At 72.6% G+C, this 23,554-nt stretch carries 21 protein-coding genes and 1 pseudogene; 11 read left to right on the forward strand and 11 right to left on the reverse strand.

Going from position 1 to position 23,554, the window contains the following annotated elements:
* Positions 1 to 134 precede the first annotated feature (134 nt).
* A complete protein-coding gene (locus tag ACQPZO_RS25115; RefSeq protein ID WP_433344427.1) occupies positions 135 to 2,186 on the forward strand; it encodes a hypothetical protein in 2,052 nt (683 codons plus the stop codon).
* 334 nt (positions 2,187 to 2,520) lie between these two features.
* A complete protein-coding gene (locus ACQPZO_RS25120) occupies positions 2,521 to 3,594 on the forward strand; it encodes an AI-2E family transporter (RefSeq protein ID WP_433351239.1) in 1,074 nt (357 codons plus the stop codon).
* A 66-nt stretch (positions 3,595 to 3,660) separates the two neighbouring features.
* Here the strand turns inward: ACQPZO_RS25120 and ACQPZO_RS25125 are convergent, their stop codons facing one another.
* The 6 genes from ACQPZO_RS25125 to ACQPZO_RS25150 all read right to left on the reverse strand — a co-directional run bounded on the left by ACQPZO_RS25125 (position 3,661) and on the right by ACQPZO_RS25150 (position 8,936).
* Complete coding sequence (locus tag ACQPZO_RS25125; RefSeq protein WP_433344428.1) at positions 3,661 to 4,461, reverse strand: alpha/beta hydrolase; 801 nt, start codon at positions 4,459 to 4,461, stop codon at positions 3,661 to 3,663.
* A 66-nt stretch (positions 4,462 to 4,527) separates the two neighbouring features.
* Positions 4,528 to 4,809 carry a hypothetical protein gene (locus ACQPZO_RS25130; RefSeq protein WP_396670725.1) on the reverse strand — a complete coding sequence of 94 codons (282 nt, stop codon included), beginning with the start codon at positions 4,807 to 4,809 and terminating at the stop codon, positions 4,528 to 4,530.
* 113 nt (positions 4,810 to 4,922) lie between these two features.
* Positions 4,923 to 5,975 (reverse strand): hypothetical protein, encoded by a 1,053-nt coding sequence (locus ACQPZO_RS25135; protein ID WP_433344429.1) that lies wholly within the window; start codon positions 5,973 to 5,975, stop codon positions 4,923 to 4,925.
* Positions 5,972 to 6,466 carry a SigE family RNA polymerase sigma factor gene (locus ACQPZO_RS25140; RefSeq protein WP_433344430.1) on the reverse strand — a complete coding sequence of 165 codons (495 nt, stop codon included), beginning with the start codon at positions 6,464 to 6,466 and terminating at the stop codon, positions 5,972 to 5,974. The genes ACQPZO_RS25135 and ACQPZO_RS25140 overlap by 4 nt, the downstream gene beginning before the upstream one ends.
* 41 nt (positions 6,467 to 6,507) lie before the next feature.
* On the reverse strand, positions 6,508 to 8,352 hold the full coding sequence (locus ACQPZO_RS25145; protein WP_433344431.1) for a 3-hydroxyacyl-CoA dehydrogenase family protein: 1,845 nt from the start codon (positions 8,350 to 8,352) through the stop codon (positions 6,508 to 6,510).
* 161 nt (positions 8,353 to 8,513) lie between these two features.
* Positions 8,514 to 8,936 carry an FHA domain-containing protein gene (locus ACQPZO_RS25150; protein WP_433344432.1) on the reverse strand — a complete coding sequence of 141 codons (423 nt, stop codon included), beginning with the start codon at positions 8,934 to 8,936 and terminating at the stop codon, positions 8,514 to 8,516.
* A gap of 369 nt (positions 8,937 to 9,305) precedes the next feature.
* On the opposite strand from ACQPZO_RS25150, the gene ACQPZO_RS25155 reads away from it, so the two are divergent.
* Positions 9,306 to 10,808, forward strand: coding sequence for an aldehyde dehydrogenase family protein (locus ACQPZO_RS25155; RefSeq protein WP_433344433.1), 1,503 nt, complete (start codon positions 9,306 to 9,308; stop codon positions 10,806 to 10,808).
* 21 nt (positions 10,809 to 10,829) lie between these two features.
* On the opposite strand, the gene nucS is transcribed toward ACQPZO_RS25155, so the two are convergent.
* Positions 10,830 to 11,489: an endonuclease NucS gene (gene nucS / locus ACQPZO_RS25160; protein WP_350884471.1), complete on the reverse strand. Its 660-nt coding sequence runs from the start codon at positions 11,487 to 11,489 to the stop codon at positions 10,830 to 10,832.
* A 71-nt stretch (positions 11,490 to 11,560) separates the two neighbouring features.
* On the opposite strand from nucS, the gene ACQPZO_RS25165 reads away from it, so the two are divergent.
* Complete coding sequence (locus ACQPZO_RS25165) at positions 11,561 to 12,178, forward strand: DUF4126 domain-containing protein (RefSeq protein ID WP_433344434.1); 618 nt, start codon at positions 11,561 to 11,563, stop codon at positions 12,176 to 12,178.
* Between the two features lie 89 nt (positions 12,179 to 12,267).
* Here the strand turns inward: ACQPZO_RS25165 and ACQPZO_RS25170 are convergent, their stop codons facing one another.
* Positions 12,268 to 12,864 (reverse strand): hypothetical protein, encoded by a 597-nt coding sequence (locus ACQPZO_RS25170; protein WP_433344435.1) that lies wholly within the window; start codon positions 12,862 to 12,864, stop codon positions 12,268 to 12,270.
* Positions 12,865 to 13,298: 434 nt separating this feature from the next.
* Between ACQPZO_RS25170 and ACQPZO_RS25175 the strand changes: the two genes are divergently transcribed.
* Both ACQPZO_RS25175 and ACQPZO_RS25180 read left to right on the forward strand, forming a co-directional pair.
* Positions 13,299 to 14,279 carry a polysaccharide deacetylase family protein gene (locus ACQPZO_RS25175; protein ID WP_433344436.1) on the forward strand — a complete coding sequence of 327 codons (981 nt, stop codon included), beginning with the start codon at positions 13,299 to 13,301 and terminating at the stop codon, positions 14,277 to 14,279.
* A 162-nt stretch (positions 14,280 to 14,441) separates the two neighbouring features.
* Positions 14,442 to 14,738: a DUF1540 domain-containing protein gene (locus ACQPZO_RS25180; RefSeq protein WP_433344437.1), complete on the forward strand. Its 297-nt coding sequence runs from the start codon at positions 14,442 to 14,444 to the stop codon at positions 14,736 to 14,738.
* 21 nt (positions 14,739 to 14,759) lie between these two features.
* Here ACQPZO_RS25180 and ACQPZO_RS25185 read toward each other — a convergent pair whose 3' ends face one another.
* Positions 14,760 to 16,766 (reverse strand): protein meaA, encoded by a 2,007-nt coding sequence (locus tag ACQPZO_RS25185; RefSeq protein WP_433344438.1) that lies wholly within the window; start codon positions 16,764 to 16,766, stop codon positions 14,760 to 14,762.
* A gap of 150 nt (positions 16,767 to 16,916) precedes the next feature.
* On the opposite strand from ACQPZO_RS25185, the gene ACQPZO_RS25190 reads away from it, so the two are divergent.
* From ACQPZO_RS25190 to ACQPZO_RS25205, 4 genes and pseudogenes are all read left to right on the forward strand, one after another.
* Positions 16,917 to 17,762, forward strand: coding sequence for an ABC transporter ATP-binding protein (locus ACQPZO_RS25190; RefSeq protein ID WP_433344439.1), 846 nt, complete (start codon positions 16,917 to 16,919; stop codon positions 17,760 to 17,762).
* Positions 17,762 to 18,610, forward strand: coding sequence for an ABC transporter permease (locus ACQPZO_RS25195; protein WP_433344440.1), 849 nt, complete (start codon positions 17,762 to 17,764; stop codon positions 18,608 to 18,610). The genes ACQPZO_RS25190 and ACQPZO_RS25195 overlap by 1 nt, the downstream gene beginning before the upstream one ends.
* 67 nt (positions 18,611 to 18,677) lie before the next feature.
* A pseudogene (locus ACQPZO_RS25200) lies at positions 18,678 to 19,004 on the forward strand (Scr1 family TA system antitoxin-like transcriptional regulator); the annotation flags it as partial.
* A 647-nt stretch (positions 19,005 to 19,651) separates the two neighbouring features.
* Positions 19,652 to 20,461 carry an alpha/beta hydrolase gene (locus ACQPZO_RS25205; RefSeq protein WP_433344441.1) on the forward strand — a complete coding sequence of 270 codons (810 nt, stop codon included), beginning with the start codon at positions 19,652 to 19,654 and terminating at the stop codon, positions 20,459 to 20,461.
* A 42-nt stretch (positions 20,462 to 20,503) separates the two neighbouring features.
* Here ACQPZO_RS25205 and ACQPZO_RS25210 read toward each other — a convergent pair whose 3' ends face one another.
* On the reverse strand, positions 20,504 to 21,352 hold the full coding sequence (locus ACQPZO_RS25210; protein ID WP_387015750.1) for a 3-hydroxyacyl-CoA dehydrogenase family protein: 849 nt from the start codon (positions 21,350 to 21,352) through the stop codon (positions 20,504 to 20,506).
* A gap of 140 nt (positions 21,353 to 21,492) precedes the next feature.
* A complete protein-coding gene (murA, locus tag ACQPZO_RS25215) occupies positions 21,493 to 22,929 on the reverse strand; it encodes a UDP-N-acetylglucosamine 1-carboxyvinyltransferase (RefSeq protein ID WP_433344442.1) in 1,437 nt (478 codons plus the stop codon).
* On the opposite strand from murA, the gene ACQPZO_RS25220 reads away from it, so the two are divergent.
* On the forward strand, positions 22,928 to 23,500 hold the full coding sequence (locus ACQPZO_RS25220) for a cob(I)yrinic acid a,c-diamide adenosyltransferase (RefSeq protein ID WP_433344443.1): 573 nt from the start codon (positions 22,928 to 22,930) through the stop codon (positions 23,498 to 23,500). The two genes, murA and ACQPZO_RS25220, sit on opposite strands and share 2 nt — an antisense overlap.
* Positions 23,501 to 23,554: the final 54 nt, after the last annotated feature.

The following is a 23,554-nucleotide window of genomic DNA, read 5'->3' on the forward strand; positions in this document are numbered from 1 at the left end:
GGGTGACCGGTTCAACCCCGCGCCGTATGCGTTTCCCAGCCCTTGGCACCGGTGTCGGTGGCGTTTGTGAAGTACCTCCCATCCGGGCCGCCCGTATCGCCCCAGCCGAGCCTGATGCGTGTGAGGATGGGGGCATGTCGCGCGGCGAGGAACTGTTCGCCCTCGGCGGGGATGTGACCACGGAGCCCAGCTTCGAGTCCGCCCTGCGGGGGTACGAAAAACGACAGGTGGACCGGTACGTCGCTCGTGCGGAGCACGAGATCGCGACCCTGGCGGCCGAGCGGGAGCAGGCGTACACACAGATCCACAAGCTGGCCGGTCAGGTCGAGGTGCTGCAACGCGACCTCGCCCAGGTGCGCAAGCAGGTGGGGGTGGTGGACCGGGCCTCGTTCCGGCACCTCGGCCCCCGGGTCGAGCAGATCCTCGGCCTCGCCGAGGAACAGGCCGACGACATCCTGGCCGCCGCGAACGAGGAGATCGAGGCCCGGCGGGCCTCCGCCGAGCACATCGTCGCCGAGGCCAAGGAGCAGGCCGCCCAGGCGCTCAAGGACTTCGAGATCGCCCTCGCCGCCCGGCGGGCCGAGGAGGAGCGGCACAGCGCCGGCCGCCGCGCCGAGGCGGACGCCACGCTGAGGGCCGCCAAGGAGGAGTCCACCCGGCTCGGAAGGGTTGCCCAGGAGGCCCTCGCGAAGGCCCAGCAGGAGGCCACCCAGCTCCGGGACGCCGCCAAGGAGATCCACACCCGGGCCCAGCAGGAGGCGACCAAGCTCCGCGAGGCGGCCAAGGAGGCCCTGGCCAAGGCCCAGCAGGAGGCCACCCAGCTCCGCGAGGCGGCCAAGGAGGTGCACGCCAAGGCCCAGCAGGAGGCCAGGCGGCTCACCGATTCCGCCACCGAGGCCGGCCGGGCCACCCACGCGAAGGCGTTGCAGGAGGCCAAGCGGATCACCGACGACGCCGAGGCGGCGGCGAAGGGCAACCGCGACCGGGCCCGGCAGGAGGCCGAGCGGCTCACCGCCCAGGCCGCCGAGGCCACCCGGCACCAGCGCGCGGAGACCGAGGCGTACGTGCAGCGGATGCGCACCGAGACCGAGGCGTACGTGCAGCAGTCGCGCGCCCAGACCCAGCAGGAGCTGGGCGCCTGGCGGGCCGGGGTGGAGAAGGAGGTCAACGACCGGCGGGAGGTGGCTGACCGCGAGCTGGCCGAGCGTAAGGCGAGCGTCGAACAGGCGTACGCCGAGCGCCGGGACAAGCTCGACAAGCAGCACGCCACCCGGCAGGGCGAACTGGACGAGCAGCACGCCACCCGGCGCGCGGAGATCGAGGGCGGCGCCGCCGAGATCCGGCGCGCCGCCGAGCAGGACGCCCTGACGATGCGCCAGCAGGCCGAGGAGGAGGCCGCCACCCTGCTGAGCCGGGCCGAAACCGACTCGACCGACAAGCGCCGCAAGGCCGACGAGCACGTGGCCGCCTCCCGCCGCCAGTTCGAGGAGTACGCGGCCACCACCCAGCAGCACCTGGCCACCACTCAGCAGCACCTCGCGGCCACCCAGCAGGAGGTGGCCTCGGGGCGCCAGCAGCTGGCCCAGGTGATGCTCGAGATCGCCCAGGCCCAGCAGCAGCTCGCCGACCTGCGGCAGGAGACCTGGCAGTCCCGGCAGGAGTCCGACGAGCTCCAGCAGCAGATGCTCGACCTGCGCCACCGGTTGGCCGGCGCGCGGCTGTCGGGCGACGCCACCGGCCCAGCCCTGGTCACGCCGAGCCTGGACGGCGCGGGGCCGGTCAGGATTGGCGACGGCAAAGTGCCGGCGGCGGCCCACAACGGCACCGCCCCGGCGATGGCTGCCGGCGGCCCCGGTCCGGCCGCCAAGGCCACGCCCGGCCCCGCCCCCGCCGGCGGTGGGGCCGTCAAGGCGACCGCCGACGCGGGGACGGCGAAGGCCGCGCCGGCCGACGACGCGCCGGTCAGGGCCCGGCCGGTGGCCGAGCCGGTCACCACCGTGGACGGCGGGGCGGCCAGCGCGGGGGTCGACGGCGAGCCGACGGTGGCCGCGGTGCCCGGCGAGGGAGGCCGGAAGCCCACCCCCACGAAGATCACCAGCACCGGCGAAAACGGCAAGCGGCCGACCAAGCCGACCACCGACGAACGCAGCGCCAAGCCGAGCAAGGTGACCATCGAGGCCGAGTGAGCGGGCCCACCGGTGACTCCGGGCGACCTGGCCTGCGGGGCCTGGTGAGCGGGGGTTGGCCCTGGGATCATCGGGCACTACCCTCCCGGGCAGGAGCCCGCGTGCCCGGGAGAGGGTCTCCGGTCGGGGCACCGGAGCGCGCGGAGGAGGCCCGGTGACGCAGGACGCGCCGGTAGGCGGTAACCCACCGGACGACGAGACGACCGCAGCGACTCCGGCCGACGACCGCCCGCCCCGCAACACCCCGGCCGACAGGCGGGGCGGCCGGGAGCCGGCGGGCGACGCCCCGACCAACGACGCCGACGCGAGCGACGTCGACGCGAGCGACTTCGAGGTGCCCGGCGGGGTCGCGACCGGCTCCGGCCGGTTCGGGCCGCCGGGGCGTCCGTTGCGTCGCAACAGCTTCCTGGTCGGCTTCACCGGTGCGCTCGGCGTGCTGTTGGCGTACGCCGTCTTCCTCGGCGTGCGCAACGCGGCCGGCATCCTCGTGCTGGTGGTCATCGCGCTGTTCCTGGCCGTGGGGCTCAACCCGGCGGTGGTCCGGCTGCGCTCGTGGGGGCTGCCGAACGGCCTGGCGGTGGCGACGGTGGCGCTGACCCTGCTGCTGCTGATCGTCGGCGGCCTGGTGGCGCTGGTGCCGCCCGTGGTCACCCAGTCCGGCCAGTTCGTCGAGCAGCTCCCCAGCTACGTGGAGGCACTGCGCCGCAACGAGGCCGTGAACGACTTCGTCGTGCGGTTCGACGTGATGGAGAAGGTCCAGGCGGCGGCGAACGCCAACACCATCGGCCGGGCGCTGGGCGGGGTGCTCGGCGGCGCGCAGCTGATCGCCGGCACCCTCTTCCGGGCGCTCACCGTGCTGGTGCTGACGATCTACTTCCTCGCCTGGTTCGACCGGCTGCGCCGCGTCGGGTACTCGCTGGTGCCCCGCTCGCGTCGCCGTCGGGTACAGCTGATCGGCGACGAGATCCTCGCCAAGGTCGGCGCGTACATGGTCGGCGCGCTGAGCATCGCCGTGCTGGCCGGCGTGACCACCTTCGTGTTCGCGCTGGTCGTCGGGCTGCCGTACCCGTTCGCGCTGGCGGTGGTGATCGCGGTGACCGACCTGATCCCGCAGATCGGCGCGACGCTGGGTGCGGTGGTGGTGAGCCTGGTCGGCTTCGCCACCAGCCTGCCCGTCGGGATCGCCTGCGTCGTGTTCTTCGTGCTGTACCAGCAGGTGGAGAACTACCTGATCTACCCGAAGATCATGCGCCGATCGGTGGAGGTCAACGAGGTCGCCGCCCTGCTCGGGGCGCTGCTCGGGGTGGCCCTGCTGGGCGTGGTCGGCGCGCTGGTCGCGATCCCGCTGGTGGCCGCCCTCCAGTTGATCCTGCGCGAGGTGGTCCTCCCCCGCCAGGACGCCCGCTGACGGACGCCCCGAACACCGGGCACCCCGGGGCGCACCGGCGGGTCGCCCGGCTCCAACGCGGCCGGGTCAGTCCGCGCGCGGGCCGGGGACCGGGGTGTCGGCGAAGGACGCGACCGTCCGGTCGGCGTACGCGCTGACGTCGCCGGTCTGGATCGGGCCGTCCCAGGTGCGCGGCAGGGGCAGCGGGGCGGCCGGGTTGACCCGGCGGACGATCTCGTCGAGCACGGTCTCGGCGTCGCCGACCCACAGGTGCTTCGCGCCGGGCACCCCGACCAGCTCGGCCTGCGGCACCGCCGCGAAGCGCTCGCGGGCCTCGTCCGGGCGCAGGTAGTCGTCGAACTCGGGCACCAGGGCGGTCAGCGGCTTGCCGCTCTCGGCCCAGTGGGTGAGGTCGCCGGGGGCGGAGAAGCGCAGCGGCGGGGAAAGCAGGATCGCCCCGGCCACCGCAGGGTCGCAGCCGTACTTCAGCGCCAGGTCGGTGCCGAACGACCAGCCGACCAGCCAGATGTTCGGCAGCTCGGCGAACTCGGCGTACTCGATGGCGGCGGCCACGTCGAAGCGCTCGCCGGCCGCGTTGTCGAACGCGCCCTCGCTGGTGCCGCGCAGGCTGCTGGTCCCCCGGGTGTTGAACCGGAGCACGGCCAGGTCGGCCAGCGCCGGCAGCCGCCAGGCCGCCTTGCGGAACACGTGGCTGTCCATCATCCCGCCGTGGGTGGGTAGCGGGTGCAGGCAGACCAGCGTGCCGACCGCCTCCCGGTCCACCGGCCGGGCCAGTTCGCCGACGAGCCGCAGACCGTCTGCGGTGTGCAGCTCGATGTCCTCGCGGTGCCCGGGCAGGATCGACGACGCGCGGATCGGTGTGCTCACCGTCCCAGTCTCCCGCGCCGCCGCCGTCGGCGCCCGGCGGGGCGGAAACGGGGTGATCCAGATCGCTCAGCCGTACCGGGGGGCGCCCCGGCCGCGCTGGACCCCCGGGCCGCGCCGGTCCCGCGCCCGCCAGCAGCCGCTGTGCCAGTGCCTGCGGTCGGTCAGGTCGCCCCGGTCGTCCGCCGGCCAGGCCACCAGGTGCGCCACCCCCGGGCGGATCTCCTGGTCGCAACCCGGGCAGCGGTACGTCTTGGCCGACGCCCCGCCGCTGATGCCGCGCACCTGCCAGTCGCCGTCGCGCCACTGCTGCACGGTGGGCACGCCGTGTCGCGCCTGGTCGGCGTTCAGGTGGACGTGTTCGTCCCGGCGGGGGCGGTTGCGACGGGGGCTCACAGTCACCAAGCGTACGGTCCGCCGGCCGGACCGGCCCGGGTCGGGCGGCCCGGCCGGCGCACCCCCGCTCAGTCCCAGGTCTCCGGATCGCCCAGGTCCTCCGCCACCTGCACCCCGGCCAACACCGTCGTCGCGTCCGCCTCGGTGAAGCCCTTCCCCGACCAGCCGAAATCGGCGGTCAGGTGTGCCTTCGGGAACCCGAGCAGCTCCAGTCTCGTGCCATCCGGGTAGAGGTAGCCGGGTCGGCCACCCACCACACGGTTGCTCTCGGTAGTGCTCTCCCCGATCCCCACCCCGTACAGCAGTTTCACCCACATGGTCGCCGGCGGCTCCCGGTAGAGGGTGAGCTCGACCTTGAGACCCCTGGGAAAGGCGGCGACGTCAACGGAGCAGGCGCTCACCGCCGCGCCCTCCGGCAACGTGCTCAGCCGCAATGGCGCCACGCACCGTCTTGCCTCATCCCAGCGGATGGCATCCACGGCCTTGACCAGCACGCTCCGGTCGCCGACGAGCATGCTCGCCCGGGCGTACAGGCCGGGGGCGGGCTGCCAGGCCGTGACCAGACCGCCGCCCGTACGGCCGAACTGCCGGACGGCGCCGTCGAAGGTGAGCCGGACCACGGCCTCCTGTATGGGAACACCATCGATCAGGAGTTCGTTGATCATCTGCGCGGAGCGGCTCACCTCGACCAGGACCGGCTGTCCGCCGCCGACGTCGAACCGGATCGACTCGAGCTGGTTCGAGCGGTAGACGGCCCAGCCCAGGTAACGAGCCTGGCTGGTGTCTACGCCCAGGTGCAGCACCTGGGGGTCGGTGCCGACCAGGTCGGGCCGCTGGGCGGCACCCGGCACCCCGTCAGCCCGGGGCGGCACGGGCGCGGCGACGGCCGGTGTGGCCGCGGCCCACGGCAGCCGGCCGGAGAGCCCGGCGAAGTCCGTCCCGGTCACCCCGACGAAGCCAAGGACCCCGACCAGGGCCAGGGCGGTGCCGGTGGCGGCCCGACGGCGCAGTTTGCGGCGGCGGCCCTGGGCCTGCGAGGCCCGCAGCAGCCGGTGGGTATCGGTCTCCCCCTCGGCGCGCTCCCGCAGCGCCGAGGCGATTCGCTGGTCCAGATCGGTCACGACCGGCTCCTGTTGGTCGTCGGGGCACCGCAGCGCTCCCGGAGGTGGGCGAGCGCCCGCATCGCGTGGCTACGGACGGTGACCGGCGAGCAGTCAAGGATCTGGGCGATGGTGGCGTCGTCCAGGTCCTCGTAGTAGCGCAGCACCAGCACGGCGCGCTGGCGGTCGGGCAGCGCCCGGATCAGCCGCCACATCTCGTCCCGATCGGCCGCCTCCCTGCCGAGGTCGCCCCGCTGGGCCCGCTCGGCGAAGGTGTCCACGGCCAGCTCCCGGCTGGACCGCCGGCGCCACCACGAGTTGTTGGCGTTGACCAGCATCCGGCGCACGTACACGTCGGGCCGGTCGGCGCCGGCGATCTTCCGCCAGTGCACGTACGCGCGGGCCAGGACGTCCTGGGTCAGGTCCTCGGCGCGGTGCTCGTCGCCAGTCAGCAGCCGGGCCAGGCGCAACAGGGCCGGGCCACGGCTGCCGACGTACTCCTCGAAGGTCACACCCTCAAGACGCCGTCACCGACTCCCGGTGTTGACCCGGATCAGCGATTTGTGTGGTCGCGGAACCCGCGCCCGGTCTTGCGGCCCAGGTAGCCGGCGGTGACCAGGTGCTCCAGCAGTGGGGCCGGGGCGAAGCCGGGCTCGCGCAGTTCCAGATACAACTCGCGCTGGATGGCCAGCGAGACGTCGAGGCCGACCACGTCGAGCAGCTCGAACGGGCCCATCGGGTAGCCGCAGCCGAGCTTCATCGCGTGGTCGATGTCATCGGCGGTGGAGTAGCTGGCCTCCAGCATCTTCACCGCGTCGTTCAGGTACGGGAAGAGCAGCGCGTTGACGACGAAGCCGGACCGGTCGGCGCAGACCACGCCGGTCTTGCCCAGCGCCGCGCACACCGCGCGGGCCGTGGCGGTGGTCTCCTCGGAGGTGCGGATGGTCCGCACGATCTCCACCAGGGGCATGACCGGCGCCGGGTTGAAGAAGTGCAGCCCCACCACGTCGGCCGGCCGGTGGGTGGCCATCGCGACGTCGATCACCGGCAGCGAGGAGGTGGTCGTGGCGAGCACGACACCCGGCTTGCAGATCTCGTCGAGGCTGGCGAACAGGGCCTTCTTGACGCTCAGTTCCTCGATCACGGCCTCGACGACGAGGTCGACGTCGGCGAGGTGGTCCAGGGTCGCCGACCAGGTGACCCGGCCGAGGGCGGCGTCCCGGTCGGGCTCGCTGAGCTTACCCCGCACCACGCCCTTGTTCAGCGAGGTCTTGACCGCCTCGCAGACCTTCGCGGACTTCTCCGCACCCCGGGTCACCGAGACGACCTCGTAGCCGGCCTTCGCGAAGACCTCGATGATCCCGGTGGCCATCGTCCCGGAACCGACGATTCCTACTCTGGTCACGACTGCGGGGCTCGCAAGCTCACTCCTCGCGCTCCCGGCCCCGACCTTCGCGATGGCCCGCGCGCCGTCGGCCAGCGCCGGCCCCGTCGCCGCCGGGGTCCGCTCGTCCGGTACGACCTTCGGTGAGCCCGGCCGCTCGTAGGTGTAGAAGCCCCGGCCGGACTTCCGGCCGAGTAGCCCTGCGGTGACCATCTGCTTGAGCAACGGCACCGGCGCGTGCCGGCGGTCCCGCCCACCCCGCCGGTACATGGTGTCCAGGATCTCGTAGGCGGTGTCGAGGCCGATCAGGTCCATCAGCGCGAGGGGGCCCATCGGCAGGCCGCAGCCGAGCTTCATGGCGGCGTCGATGTCCTCGCGGGTGGCGTAGTGCGCCTCGTGCATCGCCACGGCGTGGTTGAGGTAGCCGAACAGCAGCGCGTTGGCGATGAAGCCGGCCCGGTCGTTGATGGTGACGTCGACCTTTCCGAGCCGGGCGCAGAGGGCCTCCACGTCGGCGACCACCTCGGCGGAGGTGACCACCGTGCGGACCACCTCGACCAGCTTCATGACCGGGGCGGGGTTGAAGAAGTGGATGCCGATGACCTGGTTCGGCCGCCCGGTGGCGACCGATATCTCGGTAACCGACAGCGAGGAGGTGTTGGTCGCCAGGATCGCCTCGGGCCGGCAGATCCGGTCCAGCTCCGCGAAGAGCCGCTGCTTCAGGTCGAGGTGCTCGGGAACGGCCTCGATCACCAGGTCCACCGAGTGCAGCGCGTCCAGGCCCACCCGGAAGTCCACCCGGGAGAGCAGGGCGTCCCGGTCGGCCTCGGCGAGCTTGCCCCGGGCGACCGCCCGGTCGGTAGATCCGGTGAGGTTGGCCCGGCCGCGCTCCAGGGCCCCGTCGGAGATCTCGACCGCGACCACGTCGATGCCGTTGCGCGCGAAGACCTCGACGATCCCCGCGCCCATGGTGCCCAGCCCCACGACACCCACGCTGGTGAACTCGCGCGCCACGACCGGCCTCCCAATGCTCCACGAGACCGCTGAACGGTCGCTAAGGGTTATGCGCGCGAGTCTGCCACGTGACGCTCAGTTGTCGAGTCACGGTGGGGTATTTCACGAGGTGGGCGCGGTCGGCACCGTGGGCGCGGTCGGCACCGTCGAGGGTGGCGGCCTCAGGTGCGGGCGGCGGGCGGGGCGGCGAGCGGCAGCGGGAGGGTGGGGCGGCGGTCACGGCTTCGGGCAACAGGGCTCAGCCGCAGCCCGACGGGGTCGGTCCGGGCCAGGCCCGGGTCGAAGAAGCGCAGCTCGGTGCGGCCCAGCCGGATCACGTCCCCGTCGGAGAGCTGCTCCGGCCCGTCGATCCGCCGGTCGTTGAGCCAGGTGCCGTTGGTGGATCCCAGGTCCACCAGCGTCACCCCGCCGACGGTCAACCGCACACTGGCGTGCCGACGGCTGAGGTGCGGATCGTCGACGGCGATGTCCACCGTCGACGCGCGGCCGATCACCTGCGGCTCCGTGCGGAGTCGGAAGCTCGCCCCGCGCATCGGTCCGCCCGCCACGGTCAGCAGCGGCATCAGTTCCGGAAGATCCTCCATGGACGGTCAGCCTCCAGCCACCGGTGTCCCGGCGTCAGCGTGCCATCACGTGGTAGCCGTCCCCACCACCGGCCGGTCATCTCCGCGACCCCGCCCGGCCATCTCCGGCTAGCCGGTTCGGCTCCCGCCAGAGCCATCCGGCCCGTCCCGCCAGTCGGGTTTCGGCGCTGTCGACGCCACCGGCCCTCGGGGCCGTCCGGGGGCGCGCTGCTCATATCCAACCGCTTGCCCGGGGTGGCTTCCGGGTGGCGCGACGCCGGCCTCCCGGGCCGCCGGCACCCGGCTCTTCGGCACCCGGTTCTCCGGCACCTGGCTCTCCGGGCCACCGGAGACCTACCAGCGGGTAGCTTCCGGGTCTAGACTTCCGCCATGACGGCTGTGCGTGTCCCGGGTGCCCCGGTCATCGAGGACGGTCGGCTGGTGTCGACCAGCCCCGCCACCGGCGCGGAGGTGGGACGGCTGCCGGTCGCGGCAGCGGCCGACGTCGCGACGGCGGTGGACCGGGCCCGGGAGGCGGCGGCCTGGTGGGCCGGGCTCGGCTTCACCGGCCGCCGGGAGCGGCTGCTGCGCTGGCGTGGCGTGCTGGCCCGGCGAATCGAGGAGCTGGCTGAGCTGGTGCACGCCGAGGGCGGCAAGCCCGTCCCCGACGCCATCGTCGAGGTGCTCACCGCGATCGAGCACATCGACTGGGCCGCCCGCAACGCCGGCCGGGTGCTCGGGCCGCGCCGGAAGCGCTCCCGGCTCATCCTCGCCGAGTTCTCCGCCCACCTGGAATACGTGCCGTACGGGGTGGTCGGGGTGATCGGCCCGTGGAACTACCCGGTCTTCACGCCGATCGGCTCCACGGCGTACGCGCTCGCCGCCGGCAACGCCGTCGTACTCAAGCCCAGCGAGTACACCCCGGCCGTCGGCCAGTGGCTGGCCGACGCCTTCGCCGAGGTGGTACCGGAGCATCCGGTGTTCACCGTGGTGCACGGCCTCGGCGACGTCGGGGCGGCGCTGTGCCGTTCCGGGGTCGACAAGCTGGCCTTCACCGGCTCGACGGCCACCGCCAAGAAGGTGATGGCGGCCTGCGCCGAGTCGCTGACCCCGGTGCTGCTGGAGGCCGGCGGCAAGGACGCCATGATCGTCGACAGCGACGCCGACCTGGACGCCGCAGCCGAGGCGTGCGTCTGGGGCGCACTCACCAACGCCGGCCAGACCTGCATCGGCATCGAGCGGGTGTACGCGGTGGAGACCGTCTTCGACGCCTTCGTCGGCAAGGTGGTGGAGAAGGCCGGCCGGCTGACCGTCGGCGCCGAGGGGGCCGACATCGGCCCGATCACCATGCCCGCCCAGCTCGACGTGATCCGCCGGCACATCGACGACGCGCTGGCCCGGGGCGGTCAGGCCGTGCTCGGCGGCGCGGACGCGGTACGGCCGCCGTACGTGCACCCGACCGTGCTGGTGCAGGTGCCGGAGGACTCCGTCGCCGTCCGCGAGGAGACCTTCGGCCCGACGCTGACCATCAACCGGGTCCGCGACGCCGACGAGGCGGTAGCCCGCGCCAACGCCCTCCCGTACGGCCTGGGTGGTTCGGTCTTCGGCCGGCGGCGGGCGGTGGCCATCGCCCGGCGGCTGCGCTCCGGGATGGCCGCGGTGAACTCCACCCTGACCTTCGCCGGGATGTCCACCCTGCCGTTCGGCGGGGTCGGCGACTCCGGCTTCGGCCGGATCCACGGCGAGGACGGGCTGCGCGAGTTCGGCCGGGCCAAGGCGGTCACCCGACGCCGGGCCCGGTCGCTGCTGCCGGCGATGACCTTCGAGCGCACCCCGGCCGACGTCGCCCGCCTGATCAAGGTCACCAAGCTGATGTACGGCCGCCGCCGCTGACCGGGGTGGGCCGGCGGCCGGTCAGAACAGGGTCAGCTCGTCGCGCTCGATACCGCGCAGCTTGTCGTAGTTGACCACCACGCATCGGATGCCCCGGTCCGTCGCCAGCACCCGGGCCTGCGGCTTGATCTCCTGGGCGACGAAGACGCCGCTGACCGGGGCGAGCAGCGGATCGCGGTTCATCAGTTCGAGATAGCGGGTGAGCTGCTCCACCCCGTCGATCTCGCCGCGCCGCTTCACCTCGACGGCCACCGCGCCCTGCGCCGCGTCCCGGCAGAGCAGGTCCACCGGCCCGATCGCCGTCATGTACTCCCGGCGGACCAGGGTGAACCCCTCGCCCAGGGCGGTCGGGTTGGCCGCCAGCAGTTCCTGCAGGTGCGCCTCGACGCCGTCCTTGCGCAGGCCCGGGTCGACGCCCAGCTCGTACGAGGTGTCCTGGAAAATCTCCTCCAGGGTGATCCGCAGCTCCTCGCCGGCCTTGTTCACCACCCGCCACACGCCGGGGGCCTCCTCCAGCCGACAGGGCGGGCTCATCCAGTTCAACGGCTTGTACGCACGGTCGTCAGCGTGGATCGACACCGACCCGTCCGCCTTCACCATCAACAAGCGAGTGGCCAACGGCAGGTGAGCCGAGAGCCGTCCGACATAGTCCACCGAGCACTTCGCAATCACCAGCCGCACCCGACGAGGGTAGCGGAGACCCCGACCCCCGCCGTCGAGCGGCACTGGCGTGGCGGTGCCATGCTGAGACGGTGTTCGAAGTGCTCACTGGTACCGGGCTCGCCGCATCGGCGGGCCTGAACGCCTACATACCCCTGCTCACCATGGGATTACTGGCCCGCTTCACCGACCTGATCGACCTTCCCAGCGGCTGGCAGTGGCTCGGCAACGGCTGGGTCATGGTGATCCTCGCGGTGCTGCTCACCGTCGAGGTCGTCGCCGACAAGGTGCCGGTCGTCGACCACGTCAACGACGTCGTCCAGACGGTGGTGCGGCCGACCGCCGGCGGGCTGGCCTTCGGTGCCGGCTCCAGCTCCGAGACGGTCACGGTCAGCGATCCCGACCAGTTCTTCTCGTCCAGCCAGTGGGTGCCGGTGGTGACCGGCGTGCTCATCGCCCTCGGCGTACACCTGCTCAAGTCCGCCGCCCGCCCGGTGATCAACGCGACCACCGCCGGTGTGGGCGCCCCGGTCGCGAGCACCGCCGAGGACGCCACGAGCATCGTGATGTCCCTGGTCGCGATCATCCTGCCGGTGCTGGTGCTGGCCTTCCTGGTCGGCTTCGTCCTCTTCCTCTTCTGGTTCCTTCGCCGCCGTAAGGGTCGCCGCCGCGAGCGCCAGGCCGCCCGCGCCGCCGGCTTCCGCGTCTGATCACCCGCCCACCTGAACTTCGTTCCCGCAGATGCCACTGGCCGGGCCCCCCTTTGTCGGGGGGCCCGGCCGGTCGGCTGTTCGGTGGGTCAGCTGTTCCAGTGCTCGGCGACGAGGTCGGCGGCCTGCTGCTCCCACTGGGCGTAGTGGTCGGGGTAGGCGGAGACCTGCACGGTCTGCGCGGCCTCGGTCAGGGGCATGTCCTGCCACCCGTCGACCTGCTTCAGACCCTTCAGGAACGCGAGGGTGGAGTATTCGGGGTCGGTGATCTGCTCCACCGTGCCCCAGCCGGAGGTGGGGCGTTGCTGGAACAGGCCCTGCGAGTCGTGGTCGTTGCGGTCACCGAGGTGACCCAGGTTCTCCAGCTTCGACTCCTGCAACGCGGTGCCGATGGAGACCACGGCGGCCCGCTCGTCCATGCCGGCCTTCTTCGTGGCGGCGATGATCGCCTTGACGTTGGCGGTCTGCTCGTCGTCAAGCTGGATGCGGGACTGGTCGCCCTGCACGCCGTGGGGGATCAGCTTGCCCTTGTCGAGGCCCGGCTTGTCGGCCTGTACGGCGACGGCGGTGGTCGGGGTGGATTCGGTGGTGGGGGTGGCGTGGGCGGTGGCGGGGCCGGCGAACACGCCGCCGGCGAAGGCGAGTCCAGCGATTCCGAGAACGCTCTTACGCATGATCGTGTTCATGGGGGTGTCTCCTAATCGGGGGTCGACACACGCCGCCCCTTGGGGAGGGGCGGGGGTGTGAGCACCACGTCGAGGCGCCCAACAGATCAAGGGGGGAAGTTGTCCTGCGGCTCATCCACGCCCGGGGGTGCTGGTGGCGGCGGGTCCATGTGTAACGACCGGCGGCCGACCCGCATTCCCCGAGGGGTCACGGGGGGTCGGGCGGTTCAGCAGCGGGGTGCGCTACTCGATCGTCTGCCATGTGTAACGACCCCGGGCCGGCCCATGTTCCGCCGGACGGATGCCCCCGGTCACACCCCCAAACCCCCCAAACACCCCAACCTCACCCAGGCCCCGCCCACTCCCGGCCCTGGCGCGGTGATCAAGAGGTTTGCGTCGGAGTCCGGGTGGGTGGGGGTCAGCGGATGGGGGTGGTCCGTTGAGATCATCTGCCGGTGCCTGTGAAGAACTCCCGCGTCCCCCTGGTGGCGACGCTCGCCGCCCTGGCCGGTGTCGCCGCGCTGCTGGCCGCGCCGATCCCCGTACGCGAAACCGGTCACACCGCCATTGTCTGGGCGCCGGCGCCCTCGGGGGCCGCAACCGGGTCCGGCAGCCCGCGTACCGCCCCGGCCGGGGACTCGGCGAAGCCGACCGGACAGCCGGCACCGTCGGCACCGCCACCCGCGCCGAGCGGCAGGCCCGACCCGGGGACGGCGACGGTGCCGGGTGCGAGCCGAACCGGGCGACGGCCGCCGGTGGTGGACCACGGACCGCGCACCGGCGACAAGGTGGCGCTCACCTTCGATGCGGACATGACCGACGCGATGCGGTACCAACTACGCAGCGGAGCGGTCCGGTCGTACGCGAACCTGGCGATCGTCGACCTGCTGGAGCGGGAACGGGTGCCGGCCACCTTCTTCCTGACCGGCAAGTGGGTCGAGGAGTACCCCGACGTCACCCGTCGCCTGGCCGCCAACCCGCGCTTCGAGCTGGCCAACCACACGTACGGCCATCTCGCCTTCACCGCGGACTGCTACCAACTGCCGACGATCCCCCGGCAGCGGATGGCGGCCGACGTGGCCCGGACCTTCGACGTGATCGCCCCGTACGGCGGACGGCAGACCCGGTACTTCCGCTTCCCCGGACTCTGCCACGATCGCGCGGCCCTGGCCGAGCTGGCACCGTTGGGCGTCACGGTGGTGGACGGTGACGTGGTCAGCGGCGACCCGTTCGCGCGGTCCTGGCGGCCGATCGTCGACGCGGTGCTGTCCCGGGTACGCCCCGGCTCCGTCGTGGTCCTGCACGTCACCGAGGCGAACGCCCCGATGACGGACGAGGCGCTGCCGCACATCCTGGCCGGGCTGGCCGACCGGGGGCTCACGCCGGCTCCGCTCTCCGAGGTGCTGGCGGCGACGCCGCCCGGCCCCGCCGGTTGACCACGGCCGGGCCCGATCGGGGTGGCTGCGCCGATCGACCAGGCCCTCGACGGCCGGGTGGCGCCGACCCGGCCGGGTGGCCGGGCTGGCCAATCATCAACATCAAATACGACAAAAGCCTAATGTCGGAGAGGAGTCGATGAGAGCCCAGAGGAGGTCGTCATGACTACGGCGATGGAGATGCCCCGCGTCCAGGAATGCGTGGTCGCGGCCTGTGCCTACAACAACACCGGCGACTGCCACGCGTTCGCCATCACGATCGGCAGCGCGGACCACGCCCACTGCCACACCTTCGTCGAGATGCCGGTCCGCGGTGGCATCGAGTCGCTTATCGCCCAGGTGGGCGCGTGTCAGCGGTCGGACTGCCGGCACAACTCCCAGTTGGAGTGCCACGCCCCTGCGATCCGGGTCGGCCCCGACAACGACATGGCCGACTGCATGACGTACGACGGCCGCTGACACCCGTACCGGGCACCCTGCTCACAGGCCGTTGGCGGCGCGGACGACGGTGACGAGGTCGTCGATGATGCCGGTGAGCGCGAAGTCCTTCGGCGTGAACACCCGGGCCACCCCGGCGGCGCGCAGCGCCTCGGCGTCGCCGGGCGGGATGATGCCGCCGACCACGACCGGCAGGTCGCCCCGGCCCGCGGCCCGTAGGCCGTTCAGCACCGCCGGCACGGCGTCAAGGTGCGAGCCGGAGAGCACGGACAGGCCGACCAGGTCGACGTCCTCCTCCACGGCGGCGGCGACGATCTGCCCGGCGGTCAGCCGGATGCCCTGGTAGATCACCTCGAAGCCGGCATCGCGGGCACGTACCGCGATCTGCTCGGCGCCGTTGGAGTGCCCGTCCAGGCCGGGCTTGCCGACCAGCAGCCGCAGCCGGCCGGCGCCCAGCTCGCGGGCGGTGGTGGCGACCCGCTCCCGGACGGCGGCCAGGCCGCTGTCGCCACCCACCCCGGTCGTCGCGCCGGCCAGCCCCGTCGGCGCCCGGTACTCGCCGAAGACCTGGCGCAGCGCGCCGGCCCACTCGCCGGTGGTCACCCCGGCCCGCACACACGCCAGGGTCGCCGGCATCAGGTTCGCGGTGGTCACGGCGTCCGCGCGCAGCCGGTCGAGCGCCGCGTCGACCGCCGCTCCGTCCCGGCCGGACCGCCACTCGCGTACGGAGGCCACGGCCGCCGCCTCGACCGCCGGGTCGACCTGCTCGATCGCCTCGGCCCCGGACGCGGTCAGCGGCGACGACTCGGTCTCGGTGAACCGGTTGACGCCGACCACCACGTCGGTGCCGACCTCCAGCCGGCGGCGGCGTTCGGCCAGCGAGCCGACCAGCGCGCTCTTGAGGTACCCGGTCTCGACGGCCGCCACCACGCCGCCCATCTCCAGCACCTTGTCCAGCTCCGCCCGGGCCCCGGTGACGATCCCGTCGACCAGCGCGGTCATCACGTGCGAGCCGGCGAACAGGTCCGGGTATTCGAGCAGGTCCGACTCGTACGCGAGGACCTGCTGCATGCGCAGCGACCACTGCTGGTCCCACGGCCGGGGCAGGCCGAGCGCCTCGTTCCAGGCCGGGAGCTGCACCGCCCGGGCGCGGGCGTCCCGGGACAGGGTGACGCCGAGCATCTCCAGCACGATCCGCTGAATGTTGTTCTCCGGCTGGGCCTCGGTCAGGCCGAGCGAGTTGACCTGCACGCCGTACCGGAACCGGCGCTGCTTCGGGTCGGTGACGCCGTACCGCTCGCGGGTGATCTCGTCCCAGAGCGCGCCGAACGCGCGCATCTTGGCGATCTCCTCGACGAAGCGCACCCCGGAGTTGACGAAGAACGAGATCCGGGCGACCACGTCGCCCATCCGCTCGGCCGGCACCTGGCCGGCGTCGCGCACCGCGTCGAGCACCGCGACGGCGGTGGCCAGGGCGAAGCCGACCTCCTGCACCGGCGTCGCGCCGGCCTCCTGAAGGTGGTACGAGCAGATGTTCACCGGGTTCCACCGGGGCATCTCCCGCAGCGTGTACGCGATGACGTCGGCGGTCAACCGCAGCGAGGCGGCCGGCGGGAAGATGTACGTCCCCCGGGACAGGTACTCCTTGATGATGTCGTTCTGCGTGGTCCCGGCGCAGCGGGCCAGTTCGGCGCCCTGCTCCGCGCCGACGGCGCCGTAGAGGGCGAGCAGCCACATCGCTGGCGCGTTGATGGTCATGGACGTGTTCATCTCGGCGAGCGGGATGCCGTCGAAGAGGGCCCGCATGTCGCCGAGGTGGGCCACCGGCACGCCGACCCGGCCGACCTCGCCGGCGGCCAACTCGTGGTCCGGGTCGTACCCGGTCTGTGTGGGCAGGTCGAAGGCGATCGACAGGCCGGTCTGCCCCTTCGCCAGGTTGCGGCGGAAGAGCGCATTGCTCGCGGTGGCCGAGGAGTGCCCGGCGTAGGTGCGCATCACCCACGGACGCTCGCGCTCGGGAAGCCGGCCGGGGGGAGCCTTCTCGTCCATGGCGGGAGTCTAAGTTACCGTTAAGTCACCTGGGTTGGTGAAAAACCGCACAGATCCATGGGACGCGGCGGGCCGAACAGCACCGGAACGCGCGGAACGGCCGGCACCCCGGGCGCCGCCGACCGGCCCGCACGACGCACACTTGACGGCATGGATGACGAGCTCGCAATCTCCGTCCGGGGGCTGCGCAAGGCGTACGGCGACAACGTCGCGGTGGCGGGCGTGGATCTCGCGGTCCACCGCGGCGAGGTGTTCGCCCTGCTCGGGCCGAACGGCGCGGGCAAGACCACCACGGTGGAGATCCTTGAGGGCTACCGGCAGCGCGACGCCGGCGAGGTCTCCGTGCTGGGCAGCGACCCCGCCCGCCCCGGGCCGCACTGGCGGTCCCGGGTGGGCATCGTGCTCCAGGGCACCGGCGAGTTCGACGAACTGACCGTCGCCGAGTTGGTCACGCACTTCTCCGGCTTCTACCCCGACGCCGACGACCCGGCGAAGGTCATCGAGCGGGTCGGCCTGGGAGCCAAGGCGAAGGCCCGCACGCACACCCTCTCCGGCGGGCAGAAGCGCCGCCTCGACGTCGCGCTCGGCATCATCGGCCGACCCGAGCTGCTGTTCCTGGACGAGCCGACCACCGGCTTCGACCCGGAGGCCCGGCGCGAGTTCTGGGAGCTGATCCGGGACCTGACCGCCGCCGGCACCACCATCGTGCTCACCACCCACTACCTGGACGAGGCCGAGGCGCTGGCCGACCGGGTCGGGGTGATCGCCGCCGGCCGGCTGGTCGAGGTGGCCCCGCCGAACCGGCTCGGCAACCGGCAGGAGGCCCTGGCGACGGTCTCCTGGCGTACCCCCGAGGGGGTCGTGGAGACCGCGGAGAGCGCGACGCCGACGCACCTGGTGGCGGAGCTGGCCGCGCGCTTCGGCGGCGAGGTCCCCGGGCTGACGGTGACCCGGCCGACCCTGGAAGACGTCTACCTGAAGATGATCGGACACTGATGACCACCACCACCAGGCCGGCGGCCCCGGTCGACCCCGCCGCACCGGCCCGCCGGCTCGGGGCGGGCGCGCTCGCCCTGCGCCAGGGCCGGCTGGAGATCACCCAGTTCATGCGCAGCCGGGAGTCCGTCGTGTTCACGATGGGCTTCCCGATCATCATGATCCTGATCTTCGCGGCCATCTTCAGCGATGAGATCGCCCCCGGTGTCAGTTACACGCAGTACTTCATCACCGGCATGATCGCCACCGGCCTGATGACGGGGAGCTTCCAGAACCTCGGCATCTGGATCCCGATCGAGCGGGACCGGGGGGTGCTCAAGCGCTACCGTGGCACCCCGATGCCGAAGTGGGTGTGGTTCGCCGGCAAGGTGCTCATGGTGGTGGCGATCAGCGTCGCCGAGACCGCCCTGCTGCTCGCCGTCTCGGTCGCCGTGTTCGACCTGGATCTGCCCGGCACGGCCGCCAAGTGGTTCACCTTCGGCTGGGTCTCCCTCCTCGGGGTCACCGCGTGCACCCTGTGCGGCATCGCGATCTCCTCGCTGGCCCGCACGGCACGCAGCGGCTCGGCCGTGGTCACCCCCATCGCCCTCGTGCTCCAGTTCACCTCCGGGGTCTTCTTCGTCTTCACCAACCTGCCGAGCTGGATGCAGCAGGTGGCGGCCCTCTTCCCGCTCAAGTGGATGTGCCAGGGGCTGCGGGCGGTCTTCCTGCCCGAGAGCTTCGGCGCCCAGGAGCCGGGTGGGTCCTTCGAGCTGGGCCGGGTCGCCCTCGTCCTCGCCCTGTGGTGCGTGATCGGCCTCGTGCTCTGCCTCACCACCTTCCGCTGGACCACCAAGCGCGACGGCTGAGGGAGCCCCGCCCCCACCGGCCCGCCCCTCACCGCGTCCTCGGCCTCCGGGAGTCTCGAAGTCAGCGCTGAGCCGAGTCGACGCACTGGCCCAGGTGGCCCGGGACGCCCGCAAGCGGGGCTGGTGGCAGGCGTACGACGACGTGCTGCCGGACTGGTTCGAGGTCTACGTCGGGCTGGAGGCAGAAGCGTCGGAGATCCGCGCCTTCGAACCGCAACTGATACCGGGCCTGCTCCAGACAGCCGACTACGCCCGCGCCGTCATCCGCGCCGAGCATCCGGACGCCTCCGCCGAGCAGGTGGACCGCCGGGTCGAGCTGCGGATGCGCCGGCAGGCCACCGACAGTCCACCAAAGCTCTGGGTGGTGCTGGACGAGGCGGCCCTGCGGCTGCCCCGGCAAAGTCGTGAGGGTCTCCGGCTTGGCCGGCCCCAGGGGACGCGCGCGCTGCCGACACCATCGACCCCTGCCGGGTCGGCCTGCCCTGCGTTGGTCCCTATGGAGCTGCCCCGTTTGTGCTATCGGTGGAGCGGGAGCGTGGACGGGGCAGCTCCATAGGAGCCGAAGGGCAGGTCCCCGACCGGGTGGGGGGCGCATTCGTCAGGCCGCCACCCGACTGCCCGGTGTACGGGGCGGCATGGGGCGGCGTAGCGGCGACCTCCCGGGGCACGCACGGGAGAGGAGACATAGTTGAGGATCGGTGAGATTGAGGCCCTGGCCAGGATCTCGGGTGATCCGCAAGGAGCGGAACGGGATTCCCGGAAGGTAGCTGAACTTCGGGCGGGATCGTTCCCTCACACGCGGGGGTGACCCCACCACAGCGGGCGCGCCCCGTCCGGCGCAGGCATGCTCCCAGCACGCGGGGGTGCTCCGACGGTGTCGTCGATCCTGGCGGGGCTCGCATTCTGTTCGCCGCGCACCTTGGGGTGATCCCGGCTTCGCCAATCGCTACATACGGTCTGTTCCTGTTCCCCGCCGCACGCGGGGGTGATCCCGCGTCCAGCGGGGCGGCGGGCCGAGAACGGGGCTGGCAGACTGTGCCGGTGGTGGCGGGACTGACGCGGCGACGGCTGCTCCTGGCCGGGGCCGCCACAACGGCGCTGGCCGTGGCCGGCGGCGCGACGGCGCAGAAGCTGACCCGCCCGCGCCCGGGGCCGGCACCGGCGCTGCCCGACGCCCCGGCCGGCGACGAGCGGCTGATCCGACGGCAGTCGGCGGCCCGGGGCCGAGCCGTCGACTTCTGGACGGCCGTGCCGGCCGGGCACGGCGACGGGCGAGGGCTGCCGGTCTGCCTGGTGCTGCACGGCGCATCGGCCACCCCGCGCGACTTCGCGCGCTTCGGGCTCGCCCGGTTCCTCACGGACGCGGTGCAGCGGGGCGCTCCGCCGTTCGCACTCGCCGGAGCGACCGGCGGCCGGCTCTCCTGGCGGCGCTCCGGTGCGGACGACCCGCAGCGGATGGTGCGCGAGGAGCTGCCGGCCTGGTGCGCCGAGCGCGGCTTCGACACCAGCCGCGTCGCTGCCTGGGGCTGGTCGATGGGCGGCTTCGGATCGCTGCTGCTCGCCGAGACCTTCCCCGGTTGGCTGCGCGCGGTGGCCGCGTTCTCCCCCGCCGTACGCCCCGGGGACGCGGTGTTCACCGACGTGGATCGGCTGCGCGGCACGCCGGTCGGGCTCTGGTGCGGCCGGCAGGACGGCCTGCTGCGCGACGTGCGGGCGCTGGCCCGCGCCCTGCCCGAGCCGCCGGCCCGGGCCGAGTACGCCGACGGCCGACACAACTTCGTCTACTGGGGCACTGTCGTCCCGGCGGCCTTCTCGTTCCTGGCCGCCGCCCTCACGCCGCCGCGCCCCTGACCCAGCCCCGGGCGGGGAACGGATCAGGGGGCCGGTGCGGCGTCAGTACGTGTAGAAGCCCTTGCCGGTCTTGCGGCCCAGGTCGCCGGCGGTGACCATGCGCTGGAGCAGCTCCGGCGGGAAGAACTTCTCGTCGGCGGTGTCGGTGTAGATGTTCTTCGAGGCGTGCAGCAGCACGTCCACGCCGGTCAGGTCGGTGGTGGCCAGCGGGCCCATCGCGTGGCCGAAGCCGAGCTTGCAGGCCGTGTCCAGGTCCTCGGCCGACACCACGCCGGACTCGACCAGCTTGACCGCCTCGACGACCAGGGCTGCGATCAGCCGGGTGGTGACGAACCCGGCGATGTCCCGGTTGACCACGACGACGGTCTTGCCGATTTCCTCGGCGAACGCCTTCACGGTGGCCAGGGTCTCGTCGCTGGTCTTGTACCCGCGCACCAGCTCGCAGAGCTTCATCATCGGCACCGGGGAGAAGAAGTGCGTGCCGACGACCGCCTCCGGGCGCTCGGTCACGGCGGCGATCTGGGTGACCGGGATGGCCGAGGTGTTGGTGGCGAGCACCGCGTCGGCCTTGCAGATCTTGTCGAGCGCCCGGAAGACCTCGTGCTTGATCTCCAGCCGCTCGAACACCGCCTCGACGACGATGTCCGCGTCGGCGACCGCTTCCAGGTCGGTGGTCGGGGTGATCCGGCCGAGCGTCGCCTCGACCTCGGCGGCCTCGATCTTGCCCTTCTCGGCGAACTTCTCCAGCGACTTCCGGATGCCGGCCAGTCCGCGCCCGGTGGCCGCGTCGTCCAGGTCCCGCAGCGTCACCTGCCAGCCCGCCTGCGCCGCCACCTGGGCGATGCCCGAGCCCATCAGCCCGGCCCCGACGACCGCGAGTCGACCCGCCATCTGCTTCTCCCTCGCCTGATTGAGTGTCTGCCTCACCCTATCGGCGACCCTGAACGATGGCTAAGCCAGCCGGCAGGCGACCGCCGGCAGACAGGCGACCAGCGGCGGCCGGGACCGCGCCGCGGTCAGATCTGCCGCGGTCAGATCTCCAGCGCCGGCTCCTCCGGCACGCTGCCGCGTTCGACCTTCACGCCCAGCGCCCGCAGGTCGGCGACGAAGTCCGGGTAGCCGCGGTCGACGTGGTGCACGTGGGAGACCTCGGTGACCCCGTCGGCGCAGAGCCCGGCGATGATCAGCCCGGCGCCGGCCCGGATGTCGGTGGCCCGGACGGGTGCCCCGGAGAGCCGGTCCCGGCCGCGGACCACGGCGTGGTGGCCGTCGGTCTTGATGTCCGCGCCGAGCCGCATCATCTCGTTGGCGCACATGAACCGGCCGTCGAAGATGTTCTCGGTGATCAGGGACGCGCCGTCGCTGACTGCGGCGAGCCCGATCGCCATCGGCAGCAGGTCGGTGGCGAAGCCCGGGTAGGGCAGGGTGACCACGTCCACCGCCCGGGGGCGCTCGTCGACCCGTACCCGGAAGGCGTCGCTGCGGGTCTCCACCAGCCCACCGGCGCAGATCAGCTTGTCCAGCGCGACTTCCAGGAAGCCCGGGTCGATCCCCGTCACGGTGACGTCCCCCCGGGTCATCGCGGCGGCGAACGCCCAGGTCCCGGCGACGATCCGGTCGCCGACGGTCGCGTGCCGCACCGGCCGCAGCCCCGGCACCCCATCGATGTGCAGGGTGGAGGTGCCCTCCCCCTCGATCCGGGCACCCATCCGGATCAGCATCGAGCAGATGTCCACGATCTCCGGTTCCCGGGCCGCGTTGTCGATCACCGTCGTGCCCCGGGCCAGCACGGCGGCCATCACCAGATTCTCGGTGGCCCCGACGCTGGGGAAGTCGAGCACGATGTCCGCGCCGTGCAGGCCGCCCGGGGCGGCGGCGATGACGAAGCCGTGCTCGCCGGAGATGTCCGCGCCCATCCGGGTCAGCCCGGCGATGTGCATGTCCAGCCCTCGGGAGCCGATGGCGTCCCCGCCGGGGTGGGCCACCCGGACGTACCCCCGGCGGGCCAGCAGCGGGCCGAGCACGCAAATCGACGCGCGCAGCCGGCGAACCAGGTCGTAGTCGGCCTCCGCGCCGGGCCGGTCCGGCACGTCGATGGTGACCGACCGGGACCGGGCCACCCCGCCCCGGGCCACCATCGGGTCGACGGGCTCGTCCGCGTCGAACCGGACGCCGCACCCCAGCCGGCGCAGCACCTCGCCCATGATGGCGATGTCGGTGATCCGGGGGACGTTCGTGATGACGCTGCGCCCAGGGGCCAGCAGCGCGGCGGCCATCAGCTTGAGGGCCGAGTTCTTCGCCCCGACGACGTGCACCGTCCCGGCGAGCCGGGCGTTCCCGGAGACCCGGATGACGTCGACGTCGTTGACCGCCGGGTCCCCGGCGTCGCCGGGACCGACCCCGGTCGGCCGGGTCGGGGCCGGCCGATCGGGGATGGTCAGGTCGGGTATCCGTAGGCTGTGCGTCATGGCCGTCCACCTCACGCGCATCTACACCAGGGCCGGCGATGCCGGCATGACCAGGTTGAGCAACAACGAGCAGGTGCCGAAGACCGATCCGCGGATCGCCGCGTACGCGGACGTCGACGAGTGCAACGCCGCGATCGGCGTCGCGATCGCGCTGGGGCAGCTCGACGACGAGCTACGGGCGGTGCTGGGGTCGATCCAGAACGACATGTTCGACGTCGGCGCCGACCTGTCCACCCCGGTCGAGCCGGACCCGGAGTACCCGCCGCTGCGGGTCACCGAGGAGTACGTGGACCGTCTCGAGGGATGGTGCGACGAGTACAACGCACGCCTGAGCAAGCTCGACTCCTTCATCCTCCCCGGCGGCACCGCAGGAGCGGCGCTGCTGCACGTGGCACGGACGATCGCCCGGCGGGCCGAGCGTGCGGCATGGGCGCTGGTCGCGCAGGACCCCGACCGGACCAGCATCCTCCCGGCAAAGTATCTCAACCGGCTCTCCGATCTGCTCTTTATCCTGTCAAGAACGGCAAATCCGGCAGGAGACGTGCTGTGGGTGCCGGGCGGTAAGCGCTGAGCGTCGACACCGACCGCGCCCCGGTCGGGGCCCTGCACCACGTCGAGGTCTGGG

The sequence above is a fragment of the Micromonospora sp. CA-111912 genome (genome assembly GCF_050948415.1).
Classification (GTDB): domain Bacteria; phylum Actinomycetota; class Actinomycetes; order Mycobacteriales; family Micromonosporaceae; genus Micromonospora.

What these genes read in the sequence shown, in the direction of transcription:
- ACQPZO_RS25115 (WP_433344427.1), top strand. Translation starts at nt 135, where the DNA reads ATGTCGCGCGGCGAGGAACTGTTCGCCCTCGGCGGGGATGTGACCACG.
- ACQPZO_RS25150 (WP_433344432.1), bottom strand. Translation starts at nt 8,936, where the DNA reads ATGGAGGATCTTCCGGAACTGATGCCGCTGCTGACCGTGGCGGGCGGA.
- ACQPZO_RS25155 (WP_433344433.1), top strand. Translation starts at nt 9,306, where the DNA reads ATGACGGCTGTGCGTGTCCCGGGTGCCCCGGTCATCGAGGACGGTCGG.
- ACQPZO_RS25170 (WP_433344435.1), bottom strand. Translation starts at nt 12,864, where the DNA reads ATGAACACGATCATGCGTAAGAGCGTTCTCGGAATCGCTGGACTCGCC.
- ACQPZO_RS25180 (WP_433344437.1), top strand. Translation starts at nt 14,442, where the DNA reads ATGACTACGGCGATGGAGATGCCCCGCGTCCAGGAATGCGTGGTCGCG.
- ACQPZO_RS25185 (WP_433344438.1), bottom strand. Translation starts at nt 16,766, where the DNA reads ATGGACGAGAAGGCTCCCCCCGGCCGGCTTCCCGAGCGCGAGCGTCCG.
- ACQPZO_RS25190 (WP_433344439.1), top strand. Translation starts at nt 16,917, where the DNA reads ATGGATGACGAGCTCGCAATCTCCGTCCGGGGGCTGCGCAAGGCGTAC.
- ACQPZO_RS25195 (WP_433344440.1), top strand. Translation starts at nt 17,762, where the DNA reads ATGACCACCACCACCAGGCCGGCGGCCCCGGTCGACCCCGCCGCACCG.
- ACQPZO_RS25210 (WP_387015750.1), bottom strand. Translation starts at nt 21,352, where the DNA reads ATGGCGGGTCGACTCGCGGTCGTCGGGGCCGGGCTGATGGGCTCGGGC.
- ACQPZO_RS25220 (WP_433344443.1), top strand. Translation starts at nt 22,928, where the DNA reads ATGGCCGTCCACCTCACGCGCATCTACACCAGGGCCGGCGATGCCGGC.
- murA (WP_433344442.1), bottom strand. Translation starts at nt 22,929, where the DNA reads ATGACGCACAGCCTACGGATACCCGACCTGACCATCCCCGATCGGCCG.